This window comes from Agreia pratensis, from assembly GCF_900177685.1.
Lineage (GTDB): Bacteria > Actinomycetota > Actinomycetes > Actinomycetales > Microbacteriaceae > Agreia > Agreia pratensis.
This window is the reverse complement of the sequence record NZ_FXAY01000002.1, coordinates 342,591-355,678: the sequence shown is the minus strand read 5'-3', so window position 1 is coordinate 355,678 and position 13,088 is coordinate 342,591. Positions and strand designations below refer to the sequence as shown.

At 65.9% G+C, this 13,088-nt stretch carries 11 protein-coding genes; 5 read left to right on the top strand and 6 right to left on the bottom strand.

The window, feature by feature from the left end:
* The first annotated feature begins 19 nt into the window (after window positions 1-19).
* Window positions 20-1,768, top strand: coding sequence for a cation:proton antiporter (locus tag B9Y86_RS07080; protein ID WP_228515661.1), 1,749 nt, complete (start codon window positions 20-22; stop codon window positions 1,766-1,768).
* Here B9Y86_RS07080 and B9Y86_RS07075 read toward each other — a convergent pair.
* Together B9Y86_RS07075 and B9Y86_RS07070 are read right to left on the bottom strand one after the other, a co-directional pair.
* Window positions 1,762-2,460 (bottom strand): HAD family hydrolase, encoded by a 699-nt coding sequence (locus tag B9Y86_RS07075; protein WP_085484420.1) that lies wholly within the window; start codon window positions 2,458-2,460, stop codon window positions 1,762-1,764. The two genes, B9Y86_RS07080 and B9Y86_RS07075, sit on opposite strands and share 7 nt — an antisense overlap.
* On the bottom strand, window positions 2,447-2,698 hold the full coding sequence (locus tag B9Y86_RS07070) for a hypothetical protein (RefSeq protein WP_139824789.1): 252 nt from the start codon (window positions 2,696-2,698) through the stop codon (window positions 2,447-2,449). Before B9Y86_RS07070 ends, B9Y86_RS07075 begins: the two co-directional genes overlap by 14 nt.
* A gap of 239 nt (window positions 2,699-2,937) precedes the next feature.
* Between B9Y86_RS07070 and B9Y86_RS17765 the strand changes: the two genes are divergently transcribed.
* Both B9Y86_RS17765 and B9Y86_RS07060 read left to right on the top strand, forming a co-directional pair.
* Window positions 2,938-3,906 carry a hypothetical protein gene (locus B9Y86_RS17765; protein ID WP_139824788.1) on the top strand — a complete coding sequence of 323 codons (969 nt, stop codon included), beginning with the start codon at window positions 2,938-2,940 and terminating at the stop codon, window positions 3,904-3,906.
* Between the two features lie 85 nt (window positions 3,907-3,991).
* Window positions 3,992-5,071 (top strand): threonine aldolase family protein, encoded by a 1,080-nt coding sequence (locus B9Y86_RS07060; RefSeq protein WP_085485304.1) that lies wholly within the window; start codon window positions 3,992-3,994, stop codon window positions 5,069-5,071.
* 22 nt (window positions 5,072-5,093) lie between these two features.
* Here B9Y86_RS07060 and B9Y86_RS07055 read toward each other — a convergent pair whose 3' ends face one another.
* Window positions 5,094-5,534 carry a hypothetical protein gene (locus tag B9Y86_RS07055; protein WP_139824787.1) on the bottom strand — a complete coding sequence of 147 codons (441 nt, stop codon included), beginning with the start codon at window positions 5,532-5,534 and terminating at the stop codon, window positions 5,094-5,096.
* Between the two features lie 217 nt (window positions 5,535-5,751).
* Here B9Y86_RS07055 and B9Y86_RS07050 point away from each other — a divergent pair, with 217 nt between their 5' ends.
* On the top strand, window positions 5,752-6,351 hold the full coding sequence (locus tag B9Y86_RS07050) for a nitroreductase family protein (protein ID WP_085484412.1): 600 nt from the start codon (window positions 5,752-5,754) through the stop codon (window positions 6,349-6,351).
* Between the two features lie 115 nt (window positions 6,352-6,466).
* Here the strand turns inward: B9Y86_RS07050 and B9Y86_RS07045 are convergent, their stop codons facing one another.
* The 3 genes from B9Y86_RS07045 to B9Y86_RS07035 all read right to left on the bottom strand — a co-directional run bounded on the left by B9Y86_RS07045 (window position 6,467) and on the right by B9Y86_RS07035 (window position 12,096).
* Window positions 6,467-8,002 carry an amino acid permease gene (locus B9Y86_RS07045; protein ID WP_085484410.1) on the bottom strand — a complete coding sequence of 512 codons (1,536 nt, stop codon included), beginning with the start codon at window positions 8,000-8,002 and terminating at the stop codon, window positions 6,467-6,469.
* A 135-nt stretch (window positions 8,003-8,137) separates the two neighbouring features.
* Window positions 8,138-9,781, bottom strand: a complete 1,644-nt coding sequence (locus tag B9Y86_RS07040) for a YncE family protein (RefSeq protein ID WP_085484408.1) — start codon at window positions 9,779-9,781, stop codon at window positions 8,138-8,140.
* 161 nt (window positions 9,782-9,942) lie between these two features.
* Window positions 9,943-12,096 carry an ATP-dependent Clp protease ATP-binding subunit gene (locus tag B9Y86_RS07035; protein WP_085484405.1) on the bottom strand — a complete coding sequence of 718 codons (2,154 nt, stop codon included), beginning with the start codon at window positions 12,094-12,096 and terminating at the stop codon, window positions 9,943-9,945.
* A 425-nt stretch (window positions 12,097-12,521) separates the two neighbouring features.
* On the opposite strand from B9Y86_RS07035, the gene B9Y86_RS07030 reads away from it, so the two are divergent.
* On the top strand, window positions 12,522-13,076 hold the full coding sequence (locus tag B9Y86_RS07030; RefSeq protein WP_085484403.1) for a hypothetical protein: 555 nt from the start codon (window positions 12,522-12,524) through the stop codon (window positions 13,074-13,076).
* Window positions 13,077-13,088 lie beyond the last annotated feature (12 nt).

Below are 13,088 nucleotides of genomic sequence, written 5' to 3'. Positions count from 1 at the left end.
ATAGCCCAGGTACCCTGTGATGACCATGGAACTCGGCGTCTACGCAGTATTCGGCATCGCGGTCATCGTCGCGGTCGCGTACTTCTCGAAGCGCCTCGGAGTGGCCGCGCCGATCATCCTGGTGATCGTGGGTCTCGCCATCTCCTTCCTTCCTGGCTTTCCCGAACTGCGCATCGAGGGCGAACTCGTGCTCGATGTCGTGCTGCCCCCGATCCTCTACGCGGCGGCCATCAGCGTTCCCGTGGTCGATTTCAGACGCAACTTCAGCACCATCACGAGTCTCTCCGTCGTGCTCGTCATCGTCACCGCGTTCGGCACGGGCTTCCTGCTGTTCACGATGCTCCCCGACCTCAATCTCGCCGCGGCCATCGCGCTGGGCGCCATCATCAGCCCGCCCGACGCGGTCGCGGCGACATCCATCGGCCGACGTCTGGGACTGCCCCCGCGCATCCTGACCGTGCTCGAGGGCGAGGGTCTCGTAAACGACGCCACGGCCCTGGTGCTGCTGCGGTCGGCCACCGCCGCGGCCGCGGGCGGCCTGCTCTCGCCATGGGAGACCGTCGGCGACTTCTTGTTCGCGGTCTTCGTGGCCATCGTGATCGGGCTGCTGGCCGGGCTCATCTCGGTGTTCGTGCGCACGAAGCTCAACGACCCCGTGCTCGACACCGCGATCTCGATCGCCGTGCCGTTTCTGGCGTTCCTGCCCACCCAGGCGCTCGGCGCATCCGGCGTTCTCGCCGTGGTCGTGGCCGGCCTCTACACAGGGCATCATGCGCCGTCGGCCTTCTCGGCGCAGGCACGAATCAGTGACCGCATCAACTGGCGCACCATTCAGTTCTTGCTCGAGAACGGCGTTTTTCTGCTCATCGGGCTCGAGATTCGCACCCTCATCAACGATGTCGAGAACCCCGAGGTCTTGAGCGTGCTGGATGCCATCGGGCTGGGTCTCATCGCCGTCGTCGCGTTGACCCTGGTGCGGTTTCTCTGGATCGGTCCGCTCGTCTACATGCTGAAGAAGCGTGCGGAGCACGCCGAGAAGCTCACCTATAAGAATCTGCTCGCGCTGTACCACTATCGCAAGACCCCCCACCGAGGCGTGTGGACCGGTCGGCGGCGCCTGCGCGAGGAGCGGCTCTACCAGCGGCGACGCTCCGACCTCGAGCAGCTGCGTCGCGAGAGCATCGACTGGCGCGGCGGAATCGTTCTGAGCTGGTCGGGAATGCGCGGCGTCGTCACGCTGGCCGCCGCGCAGTCGCTGCCCTACGACATCCCTTATCGATCGCAGCTGATTCTCATCGCGTTCACCGTGGCCGTGGTGACCTTGATTCTTCAGGGTGGCACTCTGCCCTGGCTGATCCGGCTGCTCGGAATCCAGGGCGTCGACGAGGCGGAAGATCGCCGCGAACTCGCCACCCTGCTCGACGAGATCAGCTTCGCGGGGCTCGCCGTTCTCGACGATCCCGCGGCATCGATCGACGGCGCGAACGAGGTCGATCCCGACGTCGTCGAACGCGTCCGCCAGTCGTCATTCCTCAGAGCCGAGGCCGCCTGGGAACGCTCGCACGAGGCGTCGCCCGCTTCGACGAGCGCAGACGAGACGCCGCACCGCGTGTACCGCCAGCTGCGATTGGCCGTCGTGCTCGCCGAACGCGAACGGCTTCTGGATGCTCGGCGCCGGGGCGCTTATCCGTCACGAATTCTCGCGCAGGCCCAGGGCATGCTCGACCTCGAAGAGACCAGGCTGCGTCCGCGCACCGGCGATCACTGATCAGCGCGTCGGCTTTCGAAGTCGGCCAGCACCGCTGCCGCGTCGTCGAAGACCTGCAGCGCACCGGCATCCATCAGCTCGCCCAACGAGATGCCCCCGGTACGCACGCCGATCGCGCCGAGGCTCGCGCGTGCGGCGGCTTCGATGTCCCATACGGCATCGCCCACGAACAGCGCCTCGGATACGTCGACCCCGGCGCGCTCGAGCGCCACGTTCACGATGTCGGGTTCGGGCTTCGCGGTGCCTACGTCGTCTGACGAGGTGGTCGCGTGCAGGGCGTCGTCGGAATCGAGGACGCCGAGCAGAATCTCGAGTTCTTCTTTCGGCGCGCTGGTCGCCAGCACCACGCGGACGCCCGCGTCGCTGAGCGCGTGCAGCAGCTCGACGGCACCGGGGAGCGGGCGCAGCCTGCCTGTGGATGCTCGATAGAACTCGGAGTGGAGATCTTTCGCGCGATCGCCGAACTCGTCGACCTCATCGCCGAGCAACGCGTCGAGCAGGCGGTCGCTGTCGAGGCCGATCGATCGATGGATGCGCCACGACTCGACCGGGTGGCCGACCTTCTCGAAGGCCCGGGCCCAGGCATCCACGTGCAGGTAGTTGCTGTCGACGAGCGTGCCGTCGATATCGAACAGCACGGCCTTCGGGGCGGGCGACCAGAGCGTGGTCGCGCGCTGCTCAGTCGGAGCCATACAACACCGTCAGTGCGTGCTCGAGAGTGCCGAACAGTCCGAGGTCGTTGTCGGCCGAGTCGTGCAGACGCAGCCCGGTTCCCTCAGGGGTGATGTGCCCCGCGACGTTGGGCGTGCCCACGAAGATCACCTCCCAGGGTGCGTCATCGTGCTTGGTCACATCGAAGTGCTCGCTGAGCGCCATGCGTGTCCTTCCTTCTCGATATCGGTCGCGGATGCGCGAAGTCGAGTTGGCCACGATAGTCCTCTCGCCGATGCGCCTTCCACCCCCTTGCGCGCCTCGGCTCTGCCGGGCGAGATGCGGCAAACGCCCCTTCGATTCCGAAACCAAGGTCGATTTCTCACACCTGCTCTGCGTCGTGCGGTTCGATGTGCGGAAGATTGCCCTTCCGACGAGGTTCGAACGGCTATTTGCCGCACTTCGCCGCCTGTGGACAGATTCAACGCCCGAACCACGTCGCACGGCATTGTGGACGCGTGACCAGACGAAAACCACTTCCGCCCGCCGTGGTCGGTCGCGCGTTCTCAACACGAGAAGCCCTGAGGCTCGGTGCAACGGTGAAGCAGCTGATGTCCTCCGACCTCGACAGGCCGTTCCATGGAGCGCGCTTGCCGTCGGGCGCTGGCACGGTTCGTGACCACTGCCTGGCTCTGCAGTCGGTCACGAACCATACGAGCTTCATCAGCCACTCGACTGCGGCTCGCCTCTACGGGGTGCCTCTGCCGTGGCGGCTGCAGAGTGATCACACGATTCATGTCACCGTCGAGAGACCCCACCGCGCTCCGCAGCGCCCCGGCGTCATCGGGCACTCCTCGACACCGGGCGACGGGGCGCCCCCGTGGGTCGACTCCCGCGGTCTGCGCATCTCCCGCGCCGCGCGCATGTGGCTCGAGCTCGCGAGCCAACTCGAGCTGGTCGACCTCGTGATCGCGGGCGACTATCTGCTGCGCGGCTTCCGCGAACGCGACGGCCGGCATGCTCCTTTCGTGACCATTCCGCAGCTCCGAGAAGCGGCAGCAGAGCACGCCGATCGCCGACATGCCGCACTGATCGTGAGAGCCCTGGAGCTCATCCGCGAGCGCGTCGACTCCCCCTATGAGACCCGGCTGCGGCTCATCGTGCACAGCGCCGGCTTTCCCGATCCGGTCGTGAACGTGCCGATTCTGGATGCCGCGGGCGAGGTCATCGCGCAGCCAGACCTGCGGATCCCCGGCTACAACGTGGGGCTCGAATACCAGGGAGACGGCCACCGCACCGACAAATCGCAGTGGCAACGTGACGTGGTGCGCCGCCGCGAGCTCGACCTCATCGAGTGGAAGTCGATCGAGGCCGTCCTCCCCGACATCCGCAATCCCGGCCACCTGCTGCACACTCTCGAACGCGAACTCCGCCAGCGCGGGTGGACAGGAACCGGCACGTGGCCGACCCTCGGCGTCGGCGGCTGACAGCACCGCACCGCAGTGCATCCGCCAGCAACAAAGTGGCGTCGAACGCAACGCCCGTGCGTGGCTCGTACGCGAGACTGGGGTGGTGACCCTTTCGACCGACACCTCCTCTGCCCTGCGCCTGCACGACACCGACTACCGCGGATTCGCGAGTGACAACTACGCCGGCGTGCACCCCGAGGTGCTGGCCGCCGTCGCCGCGGCCAACGGCGGACACCAGATCGCCTACGGAGAAGACCTCTACACCGCACGTCTTCAGCACGTGATGGCCGAGCACTTCGGTGACGGCGTCGAGGCGTTCCCGGTCTTCAACGGCACCGGCGCCAACGTGCTGAGCCTGCAGTCGATGCTGCCCCGCTGGGGTGCGGTCATCTGCACGCAGACCGCTCACATCCACACCGACGAGAACGCAGCTCCCGAGCGCGTGGCAGGCCTCAAGCTGCTCACCGTTCCGACACCGGATGGCAAGCTCACACCCGAACTCATCGATCGCGAGGCCTGGGGTTGGGGCGACGAGCACCGCGCTCAGCCGCTCGCCGTGTCGATCACTCAGACCACGGAACTCGGCACGGCGTACACGCCCGACGAGGTGCGTGCCATCGCCGATCACGTGCACGCCCGCGGCATGACCCTGCACATGGACGGCGCCCGCATCTCGAACGCCGCCGCCTACCTCGGCGTTCCGTTCCGCGCCTTCACCACCGACGCCGGCGTCGACATGCTCTCGTTCGGCGGCACCAAGAACGGGCTGATGTTCGGCGAGGCGGTCGTGGTACTCAACCCCGCAGCATCCGAGGGCCTGACGTATCTGCGCAAGCTCAACATGCAGCTCTCTTCCAAGATGCGCTTCGTGTCGGCTCAGCTCATCGCGCTCCTGGGCGACGGGCTCTGGATGCGCTCCGCCTCACAGGCCAATGCGATGGCCCAGCGGCTGCGGCAGGCCGTCGAGGGGCTGGATGGCGTGACGATCACCCAGCCCACGCAGTCGAACGCGGTCTTCGCGATCGTGGCTCCGGAGGTCGCGGACCGTTTGCGCGAGAGCTTCCGCTTCTACGACTGGGACCCGTCGACGGGTGAGGTGCGCTGGATGTGCGCGTTCGATACAACGGAGGCCGACGTCGACGCGTTCGCCGCGCGGCTCAAGGAGCTACTCGCCGAGCGCTGACCGCAAGAACCCGGACCCAGAATCAGATCCGCCGACTGCGCTGAAGGGCAACGCGCACCAGGCGGAACCCGGTTATCGTCACGACGATCGACAGCACCAGCACGATGATGGACACGGAGACCCCGTTCTGACTCACCAGTGCGGAGCTGAGCACGAAAGCCCCCATGCTGCCGATGACGCCGATGATCACGACGACGAAAGAGAGCAGCATCAGCGGCCCCGATGCGGGGAGCTTCGCCGACGATGAGCGAGCGAACTGGAATCCGTATGCAGCGAACAGGAACGCGATGACGGCGACGACGGCCGCGACCAGCCCGCCCCCGAGAAGGGCGCCGTCGGAAGGAGCGTTGGCGAGAGAGATGATCGCCACGACTGCCACGATCACTCCGCACACGAGCGAGGTGATGGCAGCACCCCACGGACGTACTGCCGGGCGGTTCACCTGAGCCGACGTACTCATCACGATATCGACGCTCCTCTTGTCACAGTCATTCGAACTGACCATACAAGACGTTCGCACGGCGCGCGTGTGATCTGCTCTAAGCCGCTCAGCGGGCGGGCGGCGCTCAGTCGGGAATAGAGTGCGCGTTTCTGCGTTTGCATAGCTGGGCAATGGATGCCCGGCCATGCATCCGCCGCTCATGGCGATGCGACGAAGTACACCGTAAGGAAACATCGCAATGACCCTCACCACGACCACCGCCGTCACCCGTGCCGACGAGACCAGCGCTCCTATTCTCGAGGTGCTCGCCGCCCGCTGGAGCCCGCGCTCTTACGACCCGACGGTCGCGATCGACGAGCAGGCACTGGCATCCGTTCTCGAAGCCGGCCGCTGGTCGCCGTCGGCCGCCAACACGCAGCCGTGGCGCTTCATCGTGGCCCGCCGCGGAAGCGAGGCGTTCGACAAGATCGTGTCGAACCTCATGGGCTTCAACCAGGCGTGGACCCCGAACGCGGCCGCGCTGATCGTGAACCTCGCCGAGACGACCGACCCCGACGGCAAGCCGCGCCCCATGGCCTCGTACGACCTGGGCCAGGCCGTCGCCCACATGTCGGTTCAGGCGCACCACGAAGGCCTGCACGTTCACCAGATGAGCGGCATCATCGCTGAGGGACTGCGCGACGCGTTCTCGATTCCCGAGAACTTCACCGCACTCACCGTCACTGCGCTCGGAACCATCGACTCCCCCGAGGCACTCGGCGAAGAGGGCGCGATCGCCCGCGAGAAGGCTCCGCGCGAGCGCTTCCCCCTCGACGAGCTCGTTCTCGTCAACGAGTAACCGACCGGGTCTCGATACGGTCGCGGGGCGACCTACTCGACCAGCGAGGCCTTCGCTGGTCGAGTAGCCGCGCGAGGAACGAGCCGGCGTATCGAGACCACAGGCAACGAGAGCGCTACTTCTTGGTGCCGCGACCGTCGCCGGGGCGCTCCGCCACCACGGGGAACGCCCCGGTGTAGCCCTCGCGAGCGGCCGCGATCGCCTTGATGCGGTCGCGGCTGGCGTACCAGCCGATGATGAGCAACGGAATGATGAGCACGAGCGACGAGATCGTGATGGTGCCCACCGGAAAGTCGACGGCCATCAGCACGAGCACGGTCGCAAGGAACGCGAGCGTGAGCCACGAGGTGAACGGCGCACCGAACAGCCTGAAGGCCGGCCGCTCGAGCTTGCCCTCTTTCGCCCACTTCTGCAGCCGCATCTGGCAGAGGATGATCGTGCCCCAACCGCTGATGATTCCGAGGGCCGACACATTGAGCACGATCTCGAACGCCTGCTCGGGAACGATCGCGTTGAGTCCCACGCCAAGCAGCGTGATGGCTGCGGTCAACAGGATTCCTCCGTACGGCACACCCGACTTGTTCATGCGCCCGGTGAACTTCGGCGCCGCCCCGGCTTCAGACATCGAACGCAGGATGCGACCGGTCGAGTAGAGCCCGGCGTTCAAGCTCGAGAGGGCCGCCGTGAGAACGACGAAGTTCATGATGTTTCCGGCGATGGCTCCGACCTCGGGGCTGCCGATGCTCGAGAAGAACGTGACGAACGGGCTCTCGCCTGCCTTGTATGCGGTGTACGGAAGCAGAAGCGACAGCAGCAGCACCGATCCGACGTAGAAGACAGCGATGCGGATGACGACCGTGTTGACGGCCTTCGGCATGATCTTCTTGGGGTCGGCGGTCTCGCCTGCTGCGGTGCCCACCAGCTCGATGGCCGCGTAAGCGAAGACGACGCCCTGAATGACAAGCACGGCGGGCAGCAGGCCCTGCGGGAAGAAGCCGCCGTTGTCTGCCAGAAGGGCGAAACCGGTCTGGCCGTTGCCCACGTCGGTCGGGAAGTTGAAAGCCAAGAACACGACGCCGATGATCAGGAACGCCACGAGGGCCACGACCTTGATGATCGCGAACCAGAACTCCATCTCGCCGAAGACCTTCACCGACACGAGGTTGAGACTCAGAACGATTGCCAGGGCGATGAGGGCGAGCAGCCACTGCGGAACGTCGGTGAACGCCGACCAGAACTTCACGTACAGAGCCACCGCGGTGACGTCGACGATGGCCGTCATGGCCCAGTTCAAGAAGTACATCCAGCCGGCCACGAACGCCATCTTCTCGCCGAAGAACTCACGCGCGTACGAGATGAATGAGCCGGATGACGGCCGGTGCAGCACCAGCTCGCCGAGGGCCCGCAAGATCAGGAACGCGAAGAACCCGCAGATCGCGTAGACGATCACGAGCGACGGCCCGGCCGACGCGAGCCGCCCACCGGCGCCCAGGAACAGACCCGTTCCGATCGCGCCGCCGATGGCGATCATCTGCAACTGCCGGGGCTTGAGGGTCTTGTGATACCCCTCCTGCTCATGCGAGAAGTCCTGCTTCTGGGGAGAATCCTCGACCGGGTGTGAATCTCCCGTAGATGAGTCTGTTGTGGACATCGTCTGCCTCGTTTCAACTATCGCTTCACTGGTGTCCTAGCGAAGCGATACTAGCCCCGAACGGGGGGCCACCCCCGGAAGGGTGGCCAACGTTTAACGAAGTCGAAACGCTGGCACCCATCCGATCGGACACACTCAGGCGCGCACACGGCCCCGTCGCGAGATCAGGATGCCGGCAGCTCCAAGAGCGAACAGCGCCAATACACCGGCCGCAGCCACGCCCACAGGGAACCCGGTGGCTGCTAGCGAAGACGGGGTGATCTGCCCCGTCACACCGGGAGGAGTCGACGTGCTCTGGTCATCTCCCGGCGTGGCGGCCGCAGCGGTGGTGGTGACCGCGCTCTCGCCCGCGAGCGTGATGGTGGCCGGCGCAGCGACGGACACATCGAACCCGGCCTCGCCCACGGCCAGACCTGCAACGGCTGCCCGGGCGAACCCGCCGGCGCCGGTCTGAGCCGAGAAGACGGTTCCGGATGCGTCGGTGAAGTTCAGCGAGGCTGCCAGCGGAAAGCCGTCGGCGCGCACCAGACTCGCCGTGGCAGCGCCGTCGGTACCGACCACGTGACGACTGGCGTATCCGGTCAAGGTGACATCGCCGAGGGTCGAGACCGTTCCCTCGCCGATATTCGTGACGTAGACCGAGCCGCCGACCCGGGTGTCGGGAATGAGAGCGAATCCGTCGATGCCGACGGTCAGCGGAACGACCGGGGTCGCAGCATCCACCACGGGCGGAACGACCGACACGAACGACGTGATGTTCTCGGGCCCGGTTTCTGAGGGCCAGACCTCGGTGAGCACCATCGCGGTGCCGTCGGCACGCACCGACAGTGCGCGCGGCAGAGAGACCGACGGCTCGGCGCCTTCGGGCAGCGGCGCGAGCGTCTCTGTACGAGTGACCTCGGCAGACGTGAAGTCGGAAGACGGGTCGAGCCACGAGATGGTGTTGTCGTCGAAGGTCAGCACGAGCTGATCGCTGCTGGCGTCCCAGGTGACGCCCACGGGAGTCTTCTCGACCGGGATGACCCCGAGCACAGCGGCCGGCGTCGATGCGGCGTCGATGACGGTCACGGTCTTCGTGGATTCGCTCGAAACGTAGAGGCGCTGATGCACGGAGTCCATCGCGGTGACGGCTGCACCTGTCTCGACGCCGGGGATGATCTGCACGACGTTCATGCGGTCGGCGCCGGTCGAGGCACCGATCACCGAGATGGCGTCTGTGTCCGAGCCCATAACGAAGATCCGACCGTCGCTGCCGGCCTCGAGACGCTGTGAGTGGTCTGCGACCGGAATCTGCGGCGGCCGCGATGAGTCCGTATAGGTGGCGTTGGGGTCGAGAACCGAGACGCTGGCGTTCGGCGCCGTGTTGTGGGCCACGTAGACCGTGCCGTCGAGCGGCGAGACAGCCACATCGGATGCGGCGAAGCCACCGCCGAGGGGAATCACCGTGCTCGCTCCGGTGGCGAGGTCGATGCGTACGAGCGCGGTCTCGAAGGAGTCCGCCTCAGTGCCGGTGGAGTCGGAGAGATAGAGTACGTTGCGCGTGGGATCGACTACGCCGTCCTGATAGAAGTACTTGCCGGTCTTGCTGTAGACCTTGTTGGTGTCGAGGACAGCGGTCTGGGTCGACGTCGACGTGACCGCCGGCGCACTGCCGGCCGGCGCCGCAACCGCTGCGCTCGCTCCGAGGCCTAGCGCCGCCCCCGAGAGGGCAAGCGCGGCGAACGCGCTCCCCAGCCGACGACGAGAAAAACGGGCATGGGAGCGGACATCGCGCAGCATGGAGCCTCTTCGCTTGAGAAACGCTACAGAAAGTAGCAACCGAACCCTAGCGGGGTGGACCCAACACATGGTGCCGGCGGCGACGGATGTTGCCGGTCGCCCGGTAGCACCCGTCGCGGTCGGCCGCCCACGCACCGACAGCATCCGCTCGTCGGCACGAGCTACGCGTTATTGCCCTCCGGCGTCACCGTCAGCGCCTCGCCGTCATCATCGAGGTCGACCCGCACCGTATCGCCGTCGCGCACCGTTCCGCGCAGGATCTCGGTGGCGAGGCGGTCGTCGATCTCGTGCTGCATCAGGCGACGCAACGGGCGCGCACCATAGATCGGGTCGTATCCCTTCTCGGCGAGCCAGGCACGGGCATCCGGTGTGACGGCCAGATCGAGCCTGCGGTCGCCGATGCGGCGAGCCAGCCGATCGACGTAGAGCGAGACGATCTGAGCGAGGTCTTCGCGGGTGAGCGCCTGGAATACGACGATGTCGTCGAGCCGGTTCACGAACTCGGGCTTGAATGCCTGGCGCACGAGCGCCTGCACCGCCTCTTCTTTCTGCTCGAGGCTCAGGTTCTGGTCGACCAGGTACTGCGAGCCGAGGTTCGAGGTGAGGATCAGGATCGTGTTGCGGAAATCGACCGTGCGACCCTGCCCGTCGGTGAGCCGGCCGTCGTCGAGCACCTGCAGCAGCACATCGAAGACCTCGGGGTGCGCCTTCTCGACCTCGTCGAGCAGCACCACCGAGTAGGGCCGACGGCGCACGGCCTCGGTGAGCTGACCGCCCTGCTCGTATCCGACGTATCCGGGAGGGGCTCCGAGCAGACGCGCCACGGAGTGCTTCTCTCCGTACTCCGACATGTCGATGCGGATCAGCGCCTTCTCGTCGTCGAACAAGAAGTCGGCGAGAGCCTTGGCGAGCTCGGTCTTTCCGACACCGGTCGGGCCGAGGAACATGAACGAGCCGGTAGGGCGATCAGGGTCGGCGATGCCCGCCCGCGAGCGCCGAATCGACTCCGACACCGCCACGACTGCCCGCTTCTGCCCGATGAGCCGCTTGCCCAACTCGGCCTCGAGAGCGAGCAGCCGCTCGGTCTGCCCCTGCGTCAGACGGTCGACCGGGATGCCCGTCCAGGCTGCGATCACCGACGCGATATCGTCGCTGGTCACCTGGTCGTTCACCATCATCGGGCCATCCTGTTCGACGGCTTCGGCCTCGGCCAGTTGGCGCTCGAGAACGGGGATCTCGGCATAGAGCAGCTTCGAGGCCTGCTCGAGCTTGCCCTCGCGCTGGGCACGCTCCGCCTTCATGCGCGCAGCGTCGAGCTTCTCTTTGAGCTCACCGACACGGTTGAGGCTCGCGCGCTCCTTCTCCCACCGGTCTTGCAGTTCTTTCAGCGTGGCGCCGCGGGTCTTCAGATCTTCGCGCAGCTTCTCGAGGCGCTCCTTCGAGGCGTCGTCCTTCTCCTTCTTCAGCGCGAGCTCTTCGAGCTTCAGACGGTCGACGCTGCGGCGCAGCTCGTCGATCTCGACGGGGGCCGAGTCGATCTCCATGCGCAGGCGCGACGCGGCCTCATCGATCAGGTCGATGGCCTTGTCGGGCAGCTGCCGGCCGGGAATGTAGCGGTTGCTCAGCGCGGCTGCGGCGACAAGCGCGGAGTCCGCGATCGACACCTTGTGGTGCGCTTCATAGCGCTCCTTGAGCCCACGCAGAATCGCGATCGTGTCTTCGACACTGGGCTCGCCGACCAGCACCTGCTGGAAGCGGCGCTCCATCGCCTTGTCTTTCTCGATGTACTCGCGATACTCGTCGAGCGTGGTGGCGCCGATCATGCGCAGCTCGCCTCGGGCGAGCATGGGCTTCAGCATGTTGGATGCCGCAACGCTGCCCTCGCCGGCGCCCGCACCCATCAGGGTGTGCAGCTCGTCGATGAACGTAATGACCTGTCCCTCGGCGTCGTTGATCTCCTGCAGCACAGCCTTGAGGCGCTCTTCGAACTCGCCGCGGTACTTGGCACCCGCGACGAGGGCTGCGAGGTCGAGCGAGATGAGCTGCTTGCCCTTCAGCGAGTCGGCCACGTCGCCCGCAACGATGCGCTGGGCGAGCCCTTCGACGACGGCCGTCTTGCCGACGCCGGGCTCGCCGATGAGCACGGGGTTGTTCTTGGTGCGCCGTGTCAGCACCTGGCTGACCCGACGGATCTCGGCGTCGCGCCCGATCACCGGGTCGAGCTTGCCGGAGGCTGCGATCTCGGTGAGGTTGACGCCATACAGTTCGAGGGCGCTCTTCGCGTCCTCCTGAGCGGGGGCCTGCCCTGCCTGCATATGCCTGTCCTTCTTCTTCTCGTGGGGCGGCCTCGCGAGGCGCCCTCAAAACTTGAGTCTTGCTGACTCAACTTTATCGTTAACGCCGCGTGGGCGCTACAGCATTCCCTCGATGACCTCAGGCCGGACGCGACATGGATCACGAGAGCTTTCCGTGCGGAGTCGAGTGGCGTCATTTCGCCCTTCGCAGCCCTCAGGAAGGGCCATATGCCACCACTCAAAAAGCGACTCGCGATCGAGTGGCGTCATTTCGCCCTTCGTCCACGCCTGGAAGGGCCAAATGCCACACCTCGAAAGCCGAGGCTGATCTGGCACGATGGCGCCATGCTCGTCGGTGAAAAACGCATCGGGCTCATGACCCCCGAGCTGGCGCACTCGGGCTCTGTGACTGATGCCAGGCGCACCCGTCTTTGTAGGCTTGAACAATGGATACGTCGGAAAGCTCCCAGGTTCAGTCACATCTGCTGCGCGAACGCGTCGCTGTGCTGCAATCACTCCTGCTGATCCAGCAGCGAATAGTGCTTATCGCCCTGCTTGTCGCATCCGTCGTCGCGCCTCTGACCGCCATCATCGAGCAACCAGACGCCGATGACCCCGTCACCGACGCCATGGGGATCTTCGGCTCGCTCGGCTACTTCTTTCAGAACGACCCCGAGTCGTTCGGCGACAGAGAGATATATCCACTTGCTCTGGATGCCGGACTCACGCTGACCCGAATCGGTCTCGTTCTGCTGCTGGTCGCCATCTTCTGCGCGCTCGTCACCGTGGTGAACGTGTGGGCGAGACATGGCCGTGGGCCGCGACTCACCCTCATCGTGCTGGGCATCGTCATGATCATCGCCGCGGCTATCACCTACTTCGGCCTGAGCGTTCTGCCCGACGGCGACGATGCAACGAATGCCACGCCCTGGTTGCTGGTGCCCGTCGCTGCGTCCGCAGCAGCGTTCTACCACCTCTGGTCGCTCAGCAAGCTCGAGTGAGGCATCCGCTGT